14 protein-coding genes are annotated in these 17078 nt (G+C 60.9%); all 14 read left to right on the top strand.

All coding sequences use genetic code 11. The features are described 5' to 3' along the window. The first annotated feature begins 376 nt into the window (after window positions 1-376). Window positions 377-1114 carry a secretin N-terminal domain-containing protein gene (locus tag ACVWZP_RS01820; RefSeq protein WP_017848056.1) on the top strand — a complete coding sequence of 246 codons (738 nt, stop codon included), beginning with the start codon at window positions 377-379 and terminating at the stop codon, window positions 1112-1114. 492 nt (window positions 1115-1606) lie between these two features. Further along, on the top strand, window positions 1607-2932 hold the full coding sequence (gene aceA, locus ACVWZP_RS01815; RefSeq protein WP_024076175.1) for an isocitrate lyase: 1326 nt from the start codon (window positions 1607-1609) through the stop codon (window positions 2930-2932). 657 nt (window positions 2933-3589) lie between these two features. Further along, entirely contained in the window at window positions 3590-4003 is a 414-nt protein-coding gene (locus ACVWZP_RS01810) for an NADH-quinone oxidoreductase subunit A (RefSeq protein WP_003219575.1), read from the top strand. 10 nt (window positions 4004-4013) lie between these two features. Further along, the gene (locus ACVWZP_RS01805; protein WP_003219572.1) at window positions 4014-4688 is read left to right on the top strand and encodes a NuoB/complex I 20 kDa subunit family protein; all 675 of its coding nucleotides are present in this window, start codon (window positions 4014-4016) and stop codon (window positions 4686-4688) included. A gap of 72 nt (window positions 4689-4760) precedes the next feature. Continuing rightward, window positions 4761-6545, top strand: a complete 1785-nt coding sequence (gene nuoC, locus ACVWZP_RS01800; RefSeq protein ID WP_017848058.1) for an NADH-quinone oxidoreductase subunit C/D — start codon at window positions 4761-4763, stop codon at window positions 6543-6545. Between the two features lie 2 nt (window positions 6546-6547). Continuing rightward, on the top strand, window positions 6548-7045 hold the full coding sequence (gene nuoE / locus ACVWZP_RS01795; RefSeq protein WP_017848059.1) for an NADH-quinone oxidoreductase subunit NuoE: 498 nt from the start codon (window positions 6548-6550) through the stop codon (window positions 7043-7045). Further along, on the top strand, window positions 7042-8397 hold the full coding sequence (gene nuoF, locus ACVWZP_RS01790) for an NADH-quinone oxidoreductase subunit NuoF (RefSeq protein WP_017848060.1): 1356 nt from the start codon (window positions 7042-7044) through the stop codon (window positions 8395-8397). Before nuoE ends, nuoF begins: the two co-directional genes overlap by 4 nt. A 135-nt stretch (window positions 8398-8532) precedes the next feature. Then, window positions 8533-11247 (top strand): NADH-quinone oxidoreductase subunit NuoG, encoded by a 2715-nt coding sequence (nuoG, locus tag ACVWZP_RS01785; RefSeq protein ID WP_457369322.1) that lies wholly within the window; start codon window positions 8533-8535, stop codon window positions 11245-11247. Beyond that, on the top strand, window positions 11244-12251 hold the full coding sequence (gene nuoH / locus ACVWZP_RS01780) for an NADH-quinone oxidoreductase subunit NuoH (protein WP_017848062.1): 1008 nt from the start codon (window positions 11244-11246) through the stop codon (window positions 12249-12251). Before nuoG ends, nuoH begins: the two co-directional genes overlap by 4 nt. 11 nt (window positions 12252-12262) lie before the next feature. Beyond that, the gene (gene nuoI, locus ACVWZP_RS01775) at window positions 12263-12811 is read left to right on the top strand and encodes an NADH-quinone oxidoreductase subunit NuoI (protein WP_003174725.1); all 549 of its coding nucleotides are present in this window, start codon (window positions 12263-12265) and stop codon (window positions 12809-12811) included. 9 nt (window positions 12812-12820) lie between these two features. Further along, a complete protein-coding gene (gene nuoJ / locus ACVWZP_RS01770; RefSeq protein WP_046382908.1) occupies window positions 12821-13324 on the top strand; it encodes an NADH-quinone oxidoreductase subunit J in 504 nt (167 codons plus the stop codon). A gap of 2 nt (window positions 13325-13326) precedes the next feature. Then, complete coding sequence (gene nuoK / locus ACVWZP_RS01765; protein WP_026140165.1) at window positions 13327-13635, top strand: NADH-quinone oxidoreductase subunit NuoK; 309 nt, start codon at window positions 13327-13329, stop codon at window positions 13633-13635. Then, entirely contained in the window at window positions 13632-15485 is a 1854-nt protein-coding gene (gene nuoL, locus ACVWZP_RS01760; RefSeq protein ID WP_017848065.1) for an NADH-quinone oxidoreductase subunit L, read from the top strand. The genes nuoK and nuoL overlap by 4 nt, the downstream gene beginning before the upstream one ends. A gap of 55 nt (window positions 15486-15540) precedes the next feature. After that, window positions 15541-17073 (top strand): NADH-quinone oxidoreductase subunit M, encoded by a 1533-nt coding sequence (gene nuoM, locus ACVWZP_RS01755; RefSeq protein ID WP_010566880.1) that lies wholly within the window; start codon window positions 15541-15543, stop codon window positions 17071-17073. Window positions 17074-17078 lie beyond the last annotated feature (5 nt).

Genomic DNA, 17078 nt, shown 5'->3' with positions numbered 1-17078 from the left:
ACCGAGAGCATCCCTTGGAATGCCGTCAAGTGTGGGAGGGCGCTTGCCCCTCCCACATTTTGACCGAGAGCGCCCCTTGGAATGCCGTCAAGTGTGGGAGGAGGCTTTCCCCTCCCACATTTTGACCGAGAGCATCCCTTGGAATGCCGTCAAGTGTGGGAGGGGGCTTGCCCCTCCCACATTTTGACCGAGAGCGTCCCTTGGAATGCCGTCAAGTGTGGGAGGGGGCTTGCCCCCGATAGCATTACCAGCAGCACCCCAAAACACCCTGCCATCCACCGATGCCAGGGTGTTTTGCCGTCTACGATTCAACTTGCGACCCGCCAGGCCGACAAACTGGCACTATCAAGCCTTATGACTCGCAGAGATAACGGACATGTCCCTACGCACCCTGCTCACCGCCCTCCTCCTGACCGCCAGCTTCACAGCGGCGGCCGACACCGAAGTCGTCAATTTGAGCCACCGTACCAGCGCCGACCTGCTGCCCGTGGCGCAGAACTTCCTCGGTAAGGACGGCACCGTCAGCGCCTACGGCAATCAACTGATCGTCAATGCCGACCCCGTCAGGATCCAGGACCTGCGCACCCTGCTCTCGCAACTGGACATACCGGCCAAGCGCCTGCTGATCACCGTCGACACCAACGAAAACAACCAGCAAAGCAGCGGCGACAGCCAGACCCGCATCATCAGCTACGGCACCGCCAGCCGCGACGGCGGCATCCAGCAGATCCAGGCCAGTGAAGGCGTGCCCGCACTGATCCAGGTAGGCCAGAGCGTGCCACTGACCACCACCCAGCCCGATGCCTACGGCCGCCCGCAGAACCAGACCCAATACCGCAACGTCACCCAGGGTTTCTACGTGACCGCCAGCGTGACCGGCGACACCGTACACCTGGCGATCAGCACCAACCGTGACCGCATGAGCCAGGAGCGTCCCGATGTAGTGAACGTGCAAAGCACCGACACAACCGTCAGCGGCCGCCTGGGCGAGTGGATTCCGCTGGCCGGCATCAATCGCGAAACCCAGGCCGACAAATCCTCTACGACCCGCACTTACGCTACCCAGGGCCGCGACGACCTGACTTTACGGGTTAAAGTCGACACCTTGAACTGAAGCACCGATAACTGACTGATGAGTCGTATAAGACTAAAGATGTAGTGCCTGAAAAAAAGCACTACAAAACATTTGACGATCCAAAAAAGCATGGGCATGATGGCCTCGCTCCCGCTAATCAGAGGCCCTGGCAAGGGCCTTCGGATCGTCGCTCTAAGCTACCCAACTGAGCCGATTCGTGTCTGTACCGCCCACAAGGTGTGTTTGACGAGGTTGCGACTGGAACGAAGTTGTCCCGAGGGACGGAAGCTAACCAGGTAACCCGGCTACACACTGACGAATCGCCCCAAGGCCCACGACGCCCGAAGACCGTTCGCAGTTTGCCCCTACCTGCCCCACTCCCCCCTCGTCATTCGTTCATCCCGTCGCTTCCCCGCCAGACTTGACTTGAACACCTGTGCTTCTGGTCAGCGAGCAGCCAAGCCCACGCACTGTATACGTGGCTGGCAAACGGAATTTTCCACCCAGACCTATGCGACGAGGTTTATCTCCATGGCACTGACACGCGAACAGCAAATTGCAGCCCTTGAAAAAGACTGGGCTGAAAACCCACGCTGGAAAGGCGTGACCCGCGCTTATTCCGCTGCTGACGTCGTCCGCCTGCGTGGCTCGGTTCAACCTGAGCACACTTTTGCAAAACTCGGCGCCGAGAAGCTGTGGAACCTGGTCACCCAGGGCGCCAAGCCATCCTTCCGTCCCGACAAAGATTTCGTCAACTGCATGGGCGCCCTGACCGGTGGCCAGGCAGTCCAACAGGTAAAAGCCGGTATCCAGGCGATCTACCTGTCCGGCTGGCAAGTGGCAGCGGACAACAACTCCGCTGAATCCATGTACCCCGACCAATCGCTGTACCCGGTGGACTCCGTACCGACCGTGGTCAAGCGCATCAACAACTCGTTCCGTCGCGCCGACCAGATCCAGTGGAAAGCCGGTAAAGGCCCAGGCGACGAAGGCTACATCGACTACTTCGCGCCGATCGTGGCTGACGCCGAAGCCGGTTTCGGCGGCGTGCTGAACGCCTACGAGCTGATGAAGAGCATGATCGAAGCAGGCGCCGCCGGCGTTCACTTCGAAGACCAACTGGCCTCGGTGAAGAAATGCGGCCACATGGGCGGCAAGGTACTGGTACCGACCCAGGAAGCTGTACAGAAGCTGACCGCTGCCCGTCTGGCGGCTGACGTTGCCGGCACACCGACCATCATCCTGGCCCGTACCGACGCCAACGCTGCCGATTTGCTGACTTCGGACTGCGACCCGTATGACCAACCGTTCGTCACTGGCGAACGTACCCAGGAAGGCTTCTACAAAGTGCGCGCCGGTCTCGACCAGGCCATCGCTCGCGGCCTGGCCTATGCGCCTTACGCCGACCTGATCTGGTGCGAAACCGCCAAGCCGGACCTGGCAGAAGCCCGTCGCTTCGCCGAAGCGATCAAAAAGGAATACCCGGACCAACTGCTGTCCTACAACTGCTCGCCTTCCTTCAACTGGAAGAAAAACCTGGACGACGCGACCATCGCCAAGTTCCAGCGCGAACTGTCCGCCATGGGCTACAAGCACCAGTTCATCACCCTGGCCGGCATTCACAACATGTGGCACAGCATGTTCAACCTGGCGCACGACTACGCCCGCAACGACATGACCGCCTACGTGAAACTGCAGGAGCAGGAATTCGCTGACGCCGCCAAGGGTTACACCTTCGTGGCTCACCAGCAGGAAGTGGGTACCGGCTACTTCGACGACATGACCACCGTGATCCAGGGCGGCACCTCGTCCGTGACCGCGCTGACCGGTTCGACCGAAGAAGAACAGTTCCACTGAGTGACTGAGCAAACGGCCATTGCGACCCCGGTAAACAGCTAACCGCAATGCCGCACGACCTGACGCCCCGACTGGTTCGGGGCGTTTTTTTGCCCGAAGAAAATCCCCCTGACACCACAAAGATCAAAAATGTGGGAGGGGGCTTGCCCCCGATTACGGTGTGCCAGTCAATACGTATGTTGCTGATCCACCGCCATCGGGGGCAAGCCCCCTCCCACATCGAGGAATGGGCCAACCAGAAGAATTTGTGTGAAACATTGATCCAAAGCGGTATTTGGTTCAGATAAATCAGTTAAAAGATGCGCTCCGGCAACTAGCGGTAATCAAGCAAGTAACGACAACTTCCTGCACCACACCGCAACCACCCGCTTAACGCCCACCCAAATAACATTCATTATCATTTGGACCATGAAAGCGTCGTTACAGGTTAAACAAAACATATTTGATAAAAAGCCCGCTAATGCCCGTAACTCAAGGGCTGCAGCCCTACGGAGGCGTACTATGTGCTTATTCCACCGAATAATTTCGCTATATGAATTTTACTTGCCCGGTGTTTAGCCATAAAATCACCGCGATTGATTGCGCTGCGACATATCGTCACTGCATTGTTACTTTTTCGAGCTCAGAGACCTTTGCTCTCTGCTAAGGATTACCAGCATGACCGAAGCGACAGGACTCATGGCCCACAACTGGGGCTTTGCCATTTTCCTCCTCGGTGTTGTCGGCCTCTGTGCCTTCATGCTCGGCGTCTCCAGCCTACTCGGGTCAAAAGCCTGGGGCCGCAGCAAAAACGAACCGTTCGAGTCCGGCATGCTGCCCACAGGTGGCGCCCGCTTGCGGCTCTCAGCCAAATTCTATCTGGTCGCGATGCTCTTCGTGATCTTCGATATCGAAGCCCTCTTTCTCTTTGCCTGGTCTGTGTCCGTCCGCGAAAGCGGCTGGACCGGATTCGTCGAAGCCCTCGTTTTCATAGCAATTCTGTTGGCAGGCCTTGTCTACCTATTTCGAGTGGGCGCCCTTGATTGGGCTCCGGAAGCTCGTCGCAAGCGGCAAGCGAAGCTGAAACAATGAGGCTTTGGCGATGCAATACAATCTCACCAGGATCGACCCGGATGCTCCTAACGAGCAGTACCCCATCGGCGAACGGGAAACCGTTTCCGATCCGTTAGAAGACCAAGTCCACAAAAACATCTACATGGGCAAGCTGGAAGACGTGCTGAGCGGCGCGGTCAACTGGGGACGTAAAAACTCCCTGTGGCCGTACAACTTCGGTCTGTCCTGCTGCTACGTGGAAATGACCACCGCCTTCACGGCGCCCCACGACATCGCGCGCTTCGGCGCCGAAGTGATCCGGGCCTCGCCGCGTCAGGCGGATTTCATGGTTATCGCCGGTACCTGCTTTATCAAGATGGCGCCGATCATTCAGCGTCTCTACGAGCAAATGCTCGAGCCGAAGTGGGTTATCTCCATGGGTTCGTGCGCCAACTCCGGTGGCATGTACGACATCTACTCCGTTGTTCAGGGGGTGGACAAGTTCCTGCCCGTGGACGTCTACGTGCCTGGCTGCCCGCCCCGCCCCGAAGCATTTCTGCAAGGCTTGATGCTGTTGCAGGAATCGATTGGCAAGGAGCGTCGCCCACTTTCCTGGGTTGTCGGAGATCAAGGCGTTTACCGCGCCGAGATGCCGTCACAAAAGGAACAGCGCCGCGAACAGCGTATTCAGGTCACCAACCTGCGCAGCCCCGACGAAGTCTGATCCAGAGCCGCTTCTTTTATAGAACGAAAACCTGGCTTCATTCTTTACGTTGACCGAAAGCGATAAAAAACCATGACTACAGGCAGTGCTCTGTACATCCCGCCTTATAAGGCAGACGACCAGGATGTGGTCGTCGAACTCAATAACCGTTTTGGCCCTGACGCCTTCACCGCCCAGGCCACACGTACCGGCATGCCGGTGCTGTGGGTGGCGCGCGCCAAGCTCGTCGAAGTCCTGACCTTCCTGCGCAACCTGCCCAAGCCGTACGTCATGCTCTATGACCTGCATGGCGTGGACGAGCGTCTGCGCACCAAGCGCCAGGGGCTGCCGAGCGGCGTCGACTTCACCGTGTTCTATCACCTGCTGTCGATCGAACGTAACAGCGACGTGATGATCAAGGTCGCCCTCTCCGAAAGCGACTTGAGCGTGCCGACCGTCACCGGCATCTGGCCCAACGCCAGCTGGTACGAGCGTGAAGTCTGGGACATGTTCGGTATCGACTTCCCGGGCCACCCGCACCTGTCGCGCATCATGATGCCGCCGACCTGGGAAGGTCACCCGCTGCGCAAGGACTACCCTGCCCGCGCCACCGAATTCGACCCGTTCAGCCTGACCCTGGCCAAACAGCAACTGGAAGAAGAAGCCGCACGCTTCCGTCCGGAAGACTGGGGCATGAAGCGTTCCGGCACCAACGAGGACTACATGTTCCTCAACCTGGGCCCGAACCACCCTTCGGCGCACGGTGCCTTCCGTATCATCCTGCAGTTGGACGGCGAAGAAATCGTCGACTGCGTGCCGGACATCGGCTACCACCACCGTGGTGCCGAGAAGATGGCCGAACGCCAGTCCTGGCACAGCTTCATCCCGTACACCGACCGTATCGACTACCTCGGCGGCGTGATGAACAACCTGCCTTACGTGCTCTCGGTCGAGAAGCTGGCCGGCATCAAGGTGCCCGACCGCGTCGACACCATCCGCGTCATGATGGCCGAGTTCTTCCGGATCACCAGCCACCTGCTGTTCCTGGGGACCTACATCCAGGACGTCGGCGCCATGACTCCGGTGTTCTTCACCTTCACCGACCGTCAGCGCGCCTACAAAGTCATCGAAGCCATCACCGGTTTCCGCCTGCACCCGGCCTGGTACCGCATCGGCGGTGTGGCCCACGACCTGCCGCGCGGCTGGGAAAAACTGGTCAAGGAATTCGTCGACTGGCTGCCCAAGCGTCTCGACGAATACACCAAGGCCGCCCTGGACAACAGCATCCTCAAGGGTCGGACCATCGGCGTCGCCGCCTACAACACCAAAGAGGCCCTGGAATGGGGCGTCACCGGTGCCGGCCTGCGTTCCACCGGTTGCGATTTCGACCTGCGCAAGGCCCGTCCGTACTCCGGCTACGAGAACTTCGAATTCGAAGTACCGCTGGCCGCGAACGGCGATGCCTATGACCGCTGCATGGTCCGCGTCGAAGAGATGCGCCAGAGCATCAAGATCATCGACCAGTGCCTGCGCAACATGCCGGCCGGCCCGTACAAGGCGGATCACCCGCTGACCACGCCGCCGCCGAAAGAGCGCACGCTGCAGCACATCGAAACCCTGATCACGCACTTCCTGCAAGTTTCGTGGGGCCCGGTGATGCCGGCCAACGAATCCTTCCAGATGATCGAAGCGACCAAGGGTATCAACAGTTATTACCTGACGAGCGATGGCGGCACCATGAGCTACCGCACCCGGATTCGTACTCCAAGCTTCCCGCACTTGCAGCAGATCCCTTCGGTGATCAAAGGCGAGATGGTCGCGGACTTGATTGCGTACCTGGGTAGTATCGATTTCGTTATGGCCGACGTGGACCGCTAAGCATGAATAACACGCTTATCCAGACAGACCGTTTCACCTTGAGTGAAACCGAGCGCTCGGCCATCGAGCACGAGCTGCATCACTACGAAGACCCGCGCGCGGCGTCGATCGAAGCCTTGAAGATCGTCCAGAAGGAACGTGGCTGGGTGCCGGACGGCGCCCTCTACGCCATCGGCGAGATCCTCGGCATCCCCGCCAGCGACGTTGAAGGCGTGGCCACGTTCTACAGCCAGATCTTCCGCCAGCCCGTGGGCCGCCATATCATTCGCGTATGCGACAGCATGGTCTGCTACATCGGTGGTCACGAGTCGGTGGTCAGCGAGATCCAGAACAAGCTTGGCATCGGCCTCGGCCAGACCACCCCGGACGGCCGCTTCACGCTGCTGCCGGTGTGCTGCCTGGGCAACTGCGACAAGGCGCCGGCGTTGATGATCGACGACGACACATTCGGTGACGTGCAGCCTGCTGGCGTGACCCAATTGCTCGAGGGCTACCCATGACCCTGACTTCCTTCGGCCCGGCCAACCGCATCAAGCGGTCGCCCGAGACTCACCCGCTGACCTGGCGCCTGCGTGACGATGCCGAGCCGGTATGGCTCGAGGAGTACCAGGCCAAGAACGGTTACGCCGCTGCGCGCAAAGCCTTCGCCGACATGGCCCAGGACGATATCGTCCAGACCGTGAAGGACGCTGGCCTCAAGGGCCGCGGCGGCGCAGGCTTCCCCACTGGCGTGAAGTGGGGCCTGATGCCCAAAGACGAATCCATCAACATCCGCTACCTGCTGTGCAACGCGGATGAAATGGAGCCAAACACCTGGAAAGACCGCATGCTGATGGAGCAACTGCCCCATCTGCTGATCGAAGGCATGCTGATCAGCGCCCGCGCGCTGAAAACCTACCGCGGCTACATCTTCCTGCGTGGCGAATACACCACCGCCGCCAAGCACCTCAACCGTGCCGTGCAAGAAGCCAAGGCTGCGGGCCTGCTGGGCAAGAACATCCTCGGTTCGGGTTTCGACTTCGAACTGTTCGTACACACCGGCGCCGGGCGTTATATCTGCGGTGAAGAAACCGCACTGATCAACTCCCTCGAAGGCCGCCGCGCCAACCCGCGCTCCAAGCCGCCCTTCCCTGCCGCCGTCGGCGTGTGGGGCAAGCCGACTTGCGTGAACAACGTCGAAACCCTGTGCAACGTGCCGGCGATCATTGCCGACGGCGTGGACTGGTACAAATCGTTGGCCCGCGAAGGCAGTGAAGACATGGGCACCAAGCTCATGGGCTTCTCCGGCAAGGTCAAGAACCCTGGCCTGTGGGAACTGCCATTCGGCGTGACCGCGCGCGAGCTGTTCGAGGACTACGCCGGCGGCATGCGCGACGGCTACACCCTCAAGGCCTGGCAGCCAGGCGGCGCCGGTACCGGCTTCCTGCTCCCCGAGCACCTCGACGCACAGATGTATGCCGGCGGCATCGGCAAGGTGGGCACCCGGATGGGTACTGGCCTGGCGATGGCGGTGGACAACACCGTGAACATGGTCTCGCTGCTGCGCAACATGGAGCAGTTCTTCGCCCGTGAATCCTGCGGTTTCTGCACCCCGTGCCGCGACGGTCTGCCGTGGAGCGTCAAGCTGCTGATGGCCCTGGAAAAAGGCGAAGGCCGCGAGGGTGACATCGAAACCCTGCTGGGGCTGGTCGGTTTCCTCGGCCCAGGCAAGACCTTCTGTGCTCACGCACCGGGCGCCGTGGAGCCATTGGGCAGCGCAATCAAATATTTCCGCTCGGAGTTCGAAGCCGGCATCGCGCCTACCAGCGCCGCCGTCCCGCCTCTGGCGAGGCCGATCGTAGTCGGCGCGTAACGCTTAAACAGGCGAAGGGTCCGTGCCCTTCGCCTCGTCATGTGCTGACGCCGTCAAGGCTGTGTTGATGCACATGAATAACAAGATTCCATTAGCCACGCCCGCTGACAACGGGCCAACGAAGATCTTTGAACCATGGCCACTATCCACGTAGACGGCAAAGCGCTCGAAGTCGATGGGGCAGACAACCTGTTACAGGCGTGTCTGTCACTAGGCCTCGACATCCCTTATTTCTGCTGGCACCCCGCTCTTGGTAGCGTCGGTGCCTGTCGCCAGTGTGCGGTCAAGCAGTACACCGACGAGAACGACACCCGTGGTCGCATCGTCATGTCCTGCATGACCCCAGCCACCGACAACACCTGGATCTCCATCGACGATGAAGAATCCAAGGCGTTCCGCGCCAGTGTCGTCGAATGGCTGATGACCAATCACCCTCACGACTGCCCGGTCTGTGAGGAAGGCGGCCACTGCCACCTGCAAGACATGACGGTGATGACCGGCCACAACGAGCGCCGCTATCGCTTCACCAAGCGCACCCACCAGAACCAGGAACTGGGCCCGTTCATTTCCCACGAAATGAACCGCTGCATCGCCTGCTACCGCTGCGTGCGTTTCTATAAAGACTACGCGGGCGGCACCGACCTCGGCGTCTTCGGCGCCCACGACAACGTATACTTCGGTCGCGTTGAAGACGGCGTACTGGAAAGCGAATTCTCCGGCAACCTCACCGAAGTCTGCCCGACCGGTGTGTTCACCGACAAGACGCACTCCGAGCGCTACAACCGCAAGTGGGACATGCAGTTCGCCCCGAGCATCTGCCATGGCTGCTCCAGCGGTTGCAACATCTCCCCGGGCGAGCGCTACGGCGAACTGCGTCGCATCGAAAACCGCTTCAACGGTTCGGTCAACCAGTACTTCCTGTGCGACCGTGGCCGTTTCGGCTATGGCTACGTCAACCGCGAAGACCGCCCACGCCAGCCACTGCTGGCCGGCGGCGCGAAGCTGAACACCGACGAAGCCCTGGATAAAGCCGCCGACCTGCTGCGCGGTCGCAACATCGTCGGCATCGGTTCGCCGCGTGCCAGCCTCGAAAGCAACTACGCGTTGCGCGAACTGGTCGGCGCCGAGCACTTCTACTGCGGTATCGAAGCCGCTGAACTGGAGCGCATCCGCCTGGTCCTGCAAGTGCTGAACGACAGCCCGCTGCCAGTGCCGAACATGCGCGACATCGAAGACCACGATGCGATCTTCGTGCTCGGTGAAGACCTCACCCAGACCGCCGCACGTATGGCCCTGTCGCTGCGCCAGTCGGTCAAAGGCAAGGCCGAAGCCATGGCCGACGCCATGCGCGTACAGCCTTGGCTCGACGCCGCGGTGAAAAACATCGGCCAGCACGCGCTGAACCCGCTGTTTATCGCCAGCCTGGCCGAAACCAAGCTCGACGACATCGCCGAAGAATGCGTACACGCAGCGCCAGATGACCTGGCCCGCCTCGGTTTCGCCGTGGCCCACGCCCTTGACGCCAGCGCGCCGGCCGTCGAAGGTCTGGACGCTGAAGCCGTGGCACTTGCCCAACGCATCGCCGACGCCCTGCTGGCGGCCAATCGCCCACTGATCATCGCCGGCACCTCGCTGGGTTCCAAAGCGTTGATCGAAGCGGCAGCCAACATCGCCAAGGCCTTGAAGCTGCGCGAGAAGAACGGTTCCATCAGCCTGATCGTGCCGGAAGCCAACAGCCTCGGCCTGGCCATGCTCGGTGGCGAGTCCGTCGACAGCGCCCTGCAAGCCGTGATCGACGGCAAAGCCGACGCCCTGGTAGTGCTGGAAAACGACCTGTACACCCGCACGGATTCGGCCAAGGTCGACGCCGCGCTGAACGCCGCCAAAGTACTGATCGTTGCCGATCACCAGAAGACCGCTACCAGCGAGCGTGCCGACCTGGTATTGCCGGCCGCGACCTTCGCCGAAGGCGATGGCACCCTGGTCAGCCAGGAAGGCCGCGCCCAGCGCTTCTTCCAGGTGTTCGATCCGAAGTACATGGATGCCAGCATCCTGGTTCACGAAGGCTGGCGCTGGCTGCATGCCCTGCGTTCGACCCTGCTCAATCAGCCGATCGACTGGACCCAGCTCGACCACGTCACCGCAGCCGTCGCGGCGAGCGCCCCGCAACTGGCGCGCATCGTCGACGCTGCACCGTCCGCCGCGTTCCGCATCAAGGGCATGAAACTCGCCCGTGAGCCGCTGCGCTACTCCGGTCGTACCGCCATGCGGGCCGACATCAGCGTGCATGAACCGCGTACTCCGCAAGACAACGACACCGCGTTCGCCTTCTCCATGGAAGGTTACTCGGGTTCGGTCGAGCCGCGTCAGCAGGTGCCATTTGCCTGGTCGCCGGGCTGGAACTCGCCGCAGGCCTGGAACAAGTTCCAGGACGAAGTCGGTGGTCACATCCGCGCTGGCGACCCGGGCACCCGCCTGATCGAACCCCAGGGCGATGCGTTGAACTGGTTCGCCGCCGTACCGCGTCCGTTCAACCCGGCCCAGGGCACCTGGCAGGTTGTGCCGTTCTTCCACCTGTTCGGCAGCGACGAGACCTCGTCCAAAGCCGCACCGGTTCAAGAACGCATCCCGGCTGCCTACGTGTCCCTGGCCAAGTCCGAAGCCGACCGTCTCGGCGTCAACGATGGTGCCCTGCTCAGTCTGAACGTCGCGGGCAAGACCCTGCGTCTGCCGCTGCGCATCAACGACGAGTTGAGTGCCGGCCTGGTTGCACTGCCAAAAGGCATCGCCGGTATTCCACCGTCGATCTTTGGCCAAACCGTTGACGGTCTGCAGGAGGCAGCGCAATGACCTGGTTCACCCCTGAAGTCATCGATGTGATCATTGCGGTCGTCAAGGCCATCGTGATCCTGTTGGCCGTGGTCGTGGCGGGCGCCCTGCTCAGCTTCGTCGAACGTCGCCTGCTGGGCTGGTGGCAGGACCGTTACGGTCCGAACCGCGTTGGCCCGTTCGGCATGTTCCAGATCGCTGCCGACATGCTGAAAATGTTCTTCAAGGAAGACTGGACCCCGCCGTTTGCCGACAAGGTGATCTTCACCCTGGCACCGGTCGTGGCCATGAGCGCCTTGCTGATCGCCTTCTCGATCATCCCGATCACCCCGACCTGGGGCGTGGCGGACCTGAACATCGGCTTGCTGTTCTTCTTCGCCATGGCCGGTTTGTCGGTCTACGCGGTGCTGTTCGCCGGCTGGGCCAGTAACAACAAGTTCGCCCTGCTGGGCAGCTTGCGGGCCTCGGCCCAGACCGTGTCCTACGAAGTGTTCATGGGCCTCGCGCTGATGGGCATCGTGGTGCAGGTCGGCTCGTTCAACATGCGCGACATCGTCGAGTACCAGGCGCAGAACCTGTGGTTCATCATTCCGCAGTTCTTTGGCTTCTGTACGTTCTTCATCGCTGGCGTCGCCGTGACTCACCGTCACCCGTTCGACCAACCGGAAGCGGAACAGGAACTGGCCGACGGTTACCACATTGAATATGCCGGCATGAAATGGGGCATGTTCTTCGTCGGTGAGTACATCGGCATCATCTTGATCTCGGCCCTGCTGGTCACGCTGTTCTTCGGCGGCTGGCACGGTCCGTTCGGCATCCTGCCGCAGCTGGCGATCTTCTGGTTCTTACTGAAGACCGCGTTCTTCATCATGCTGTTTATCCTGCTGCGCGCTTCCATTCCGCGTCCACGGTATGACCAGGTGATGGATTTCAGCTGGCGCTTCTGCCTGCCGCTGACCCTGATCAATTTGCTGGTGACGGCTGCCGTTGTGTTGTTGAACACGCCCGCGGGCGCGGTTCAGTGAGGATTTGACCCATGTTCAAATATATTGGCGACATCGTTAAGGGTACCGGTACCCAGTTGCGAAGCCTGGTGATGGTGTTCGGTCACGGCTTTCGCAAACGCGACACCCTGCAATACCCGGAAGAAGCGGTGTACCTGCCGCCGCGCTATCGCGGCCGCATCGTACTGACCCGCGACCCCGATGGCGAAGAGCGTTGCGTAGCCTGCAACCTGTGCGCCGTGGCGTGCCCGGTGGGTTGCATCTCCCTGCAGAAAGCTGAAACCGAAGACGGTCGCTGGTACCCGGACTTCTTCCGCATCAACTTCTCGCGCTGCATTTTTTGCGGCCTCTGCGAGGAAGCTTGCCCGACCACCGCGATCCAGCTCACACCGGATTTCGAGATGGCCGAGTTCAAACGTCAGGACCTGGTGTACGAGAAAGAAGATCTGCTGATCTCTGGTCCCGGTAAAAACCCTGATTACAACTTCTATCGTGTTGCAGGTATGGCCGTTGCCGGTAAGCCGAAAGGCGCCGCACAAAACGAAGCCGAGCCGATCAACGTGAAGAGCTTGCTGCCTTAAGGAAGAAAGATGGAATTCGCTTTCTATTTCGCATCGGGTATTGCAGTGGTGTCCACGCTTCGCGTGGTCACCAACACCAACCCCGTGCACGCCCTGCTCTACCTGATCATTTCGCTGATCGCCGTGGCCATGACCTTTTTCAGCCTCGGCGCACCGTTCGCCGGTGTACTGGAAGTGATCGCCTACGCTGGCGCCATCATGGTGCTGTTCGTGTTTGTGGTGATGATGCTCAACCTCGGGCCGGCCTCGGTCGCCCAGGAACGCGTCTGGCTCAAGCCGGGCATCTGGCTCGGCCCGGTGGTCCTCGCCGCGCTGCTGCTGGCTGAACTGCTGTATGTCCTGTTCGCTCACCAGAGCGGCCAGGCCATCGGCCACACCACCGTTGACGCGAAGGCCGTGGGCGTCAGCCTGTTCGGCCCGTATCTGCTGGTGGTCGAACTGGCTTCGATGCTGCTGCTCGCCGCAGTCATCACCGCCTTCCACTTGGGCCGTAACGAAGCCAAGGAGCAATGATGATGCCTGCTATCCCTTTGGAGCATGGTCTGGCGGTCGCCGGCATCCTGTTCTGCCTTGGCCTGGTCGGCCTGATGGTTCGCCGTAACATTTTGTTCGTGTTGATGAGCCTGGAAGTCATGATGAACGCTGCGGCACTGGCGTTCATCGTGGCAGGTAGCCGTTGGGGCCAGCCGGATGGACAAGTCATGTTCATCCTGGTGATCAGCCTGGCAGCCGCCGAGGCCAGTATTGGCCTGGCGATCCTGCTGCAACTGTATCGTCGCTTCCACACGCTTGATATCGACGCTGCCAGTGAGATGCGCGGATGAACATGATCTTTCTGACTTTCGTATTTCCCCTGATCGGTTTCCTGCTGCTGTCGTTCTCTCGCGGACGCTGGTCGGAAAACCTCTCGGCCCTGGTCGGCGTGGGCTCCATCGGCCTGTCGGCGATTGTCGCCGCCTACGTCATCTGGCAATTCAACGTCGCGCCGCCGGAAGGCGGCCACTACACCCTGGTGTTGTGGCAGTGGATGTCGGTGGAGGGCTTCAAGCCCAACTTCGCCCTCTACGTCGACGGCCTGTCGATCACCATGCTCGGCGTGGTGGTGGGTGTAGGTTTCCTGATCCACCTGTTCGCGTCCTGGTACATGCGCGGTGAAGCCGGTTACTCGCGCTTCTTCGCGTACACCAACCTGTTTATCGCCAGCATGCTGTTCCTGGTGCTGGGCGATAACCTGTTGTTCCTGTACTTCGGCTGGGAAGGCGTGGGCCTGTGCTCGTACCTGTTGATCGGTTTCTACTACAGCAACCGCAACAACGGTAACGCGGCACTCAAAGCCTTTATCGTGACCCGGATCGGCGACGTGTTCATGGCCATCGGCCTGTTCATCCTGTTCCAACAGGTGGGCACGCTGAACATCCAGGAACTGCTGGTGCTGGCACCGCAGAAATTCCAGGTCGGCGACTTCTGGATCACCCTGGCGACCCTGATGCTGCTGGGCGGCGCTGTCGGTAAATCCGCGCAACTGCCGCTGCAAACCTGGCTCGCGGATGCGATGGCCGGCCCGACACCTGTTTCGGCACTGATCCACGCCGCAACGATGGTGACTGCGGGTGTCTACCTGATCGCCCGTACCCACGGCCTGTTCACCCTGGCGCCGGACGTCCTGCACCTGGTGGGCGTGGTCGGCGGCGTGACCCTGGTACTGGCCGGCTTCGCCGCGCTGGTGCAGACCGACATCAAGCGTATCCTCGCCTACTCGACCATGAGCCAGATCGGCTACATGTTCCTGGCCCTGGGCGTCGGCGCCTGGGACGCGGCGATCTTCCACCTGATGACCCACGCGTTCTTCAAGGCCCTGCTGTTCCTCGCCTCCGGTGCGGTGATCGTCGCCTGCCACCACGAGCAGAACATCTTCAAGATGGGCGGCCTGTGGAAGAAACTGCCACTGGCCTACGCCAGCTTCATCGTCGGCGGTGCCGCACTCGCAGCCCTGCCATTGGTGACCGCCGGTTTCTACTCGAAAGACGAAATCCTCTGGGAAGCCTTTGCCAGCGGCAACCAGAACCTGCTCTACGCAGGCCTGGTGGGTGCGTTCATGACCTCGCTGTACACCTTCCGCCTGATCTTCATCACCTTCCACGGTGAAGCCAAGACCGAAGCACACGCAGGCCACGGCATCTCCCATTGGCTGCCACTGTCGGTGCTGATCATCCTGTCGACCTTCATCGGCGCCATGATCACCCCGCCACTGGCCGGCGTACTGCCGGAAAGCGTCGGCCATGCCGGCGGCGAAGCCCAGCACAGCCTGGAAATCGCCTCGGGCGCCATTGCCATCGCGGGTATCCTGCTGGCGGCCCTGCTGTTCCTCGGCAAGCGTCGCTTCGTCACTGCCGTCGCCAACAGTGGCATCGGCCGTTTCCTTTCGGCCTGGTGGTTCGCCGCCTGGGGCTTCGACTGGATCTACGACAAACTGTTCGTCAAGCCTTACCTTGCGATCAGCCACGTACTGCGCAAAGACCCGCTCGACCAGACCATCGGTTTGATCCCGCGTGCCGCCAAGGCTAGCCACACCGCCCTGAGCCGCAGCGAGACTGGCCAATTACGTTGGTATGCAGCTTCCATGGCGGCCGGTGCCGTTCTGGTGATCGGCGCCATCGTTGTGGTAGCGGTCTGACCATGTCTAAGTACATTGCGAACTTTGCGAACTTGCGAAAGGAAACGAGCCCGTCATGATTCTGCCCTGGCTAATCCTGATCCCCTTTATCGGCGGCCTGCTCTGCTGGATGGGTGAACGCTTCGGCGCCACCCTCCCCCGCTGGATTGCGTTGCTGACCATGTCCCTGGAACTCGCGCTCGGCCTCTGGCTGTGGGCCCATGGCGACTATTCATTTGCTCCGGCGCCTGGCGCCGATCCGACCTGGGCGCTTGAGTTCAAGCACGTCTGGATCCAGCGCTTCGGCATCAACGTACACCTGGCCCTCGACGGCCTGTCGTTGCTGATGATCCTGCTGACCGGCCTGCTGGGTGTCCTCTCGGTACTCTGCTCCTGGAAAGAGATCCAGCGTCACGTGGGCTTCTTCCACCTGAACCTGATGTGGATCCTGGGCGGCGTGGTCGGCGTGTTCCTCGCCCTCGACCTGTTCATGTTCTTCTTCTTCTGGGAAATGATGCTGGTGCCGATGTACTTCCTCATCGCGCTCTGGGGTCATAGTTCTTCGGACGGCAAGAAAACCCGGATCTACGCGGCGACCAAGTTCTTCATCTTCACCCAGGCTTCCGGCCTGATCATGTTGGTGGCGATCCTGGGTCTGGTCTTGGTCAACTTCAACAGCACGGGCGTGATTACCTTCAACTACGCCGATCTGTTGAAAACCAAGATGTCCCTGACCACCGAGTACATCCTGATGCTGGGCTTCTTCATCGCCTTCGCGGTGAAGCTGCCGGTGGTGCCGTTCCACTCCTGGCTGCCGGATGCCCACGCCCAGGCGCCGACCGCCGGTTCGGTGGACCTGGCCGGTATCCTGCTGAAGACGGCGGCCTACGGCCTGCTGCGTTTCGCCCTGCCGCTGTTCCCGAATGCCTCGGCCGAGTTCGCGCCGATCGCCATGACCCTGGGTCTGATCGGGATCTTCTACGGTGCGTTCCTGGCCTTCGCGCAAACCGACATCAAGCGTCTGGTTGCCTTCTCGTCCGTTTCCCACATGGGTTTCGTACTGATCGGTATCTACTCCGGCAGCCAGGTGGCGTTGCAAGGCGCCGTGATCCAGATGTTGGCGCACGGTGTTTCAGCCGCCGCACTGTTTATCCTCAGTGGTCAGTTGTACGAGCGCCTGCACACCCGTGACATGCGTGAGATGGGTGGCGTGTGGTCGCGCATCGCCTACCTGCCGGCGATCAGCCTGTTCTTTGCCGCCGCGTCCCTGGGCTTGCCGGGCACCGGTAACTTCATCGGCGAGTTCCTGATCCTGATGGGGACCTTCGTGCAGACACCGTGGATCAGCGCCATCGCTACTTCCGGCCTGGTATTCGGTTCGGTCTACTCGCTGATCATGATCCACCGTGCATACTTCGGTCCGGCCAAGTCCGACACCGTCCTGCGCGGGATGGATGCTCGCGAACTGATCATGGTGCTCGGTATGGCGGTCCTGCTGATCTACATCGGCGTGTACCCACAACCGTTCCTGGACACTTCTGCCGCAACGATGCATGGCGTGCAGCAGTGGTTCGGCACCGCCTTCTCTCAACTCGCTTCGGCCCGGTAAGAGCG

The sequence above is a fragment of the Pseudomonas sp. TE36184 genome, assembly GCF_054060055.1.
This window is presented reverse-complemented; position numbering and strand designations above follow the sequence as displayed.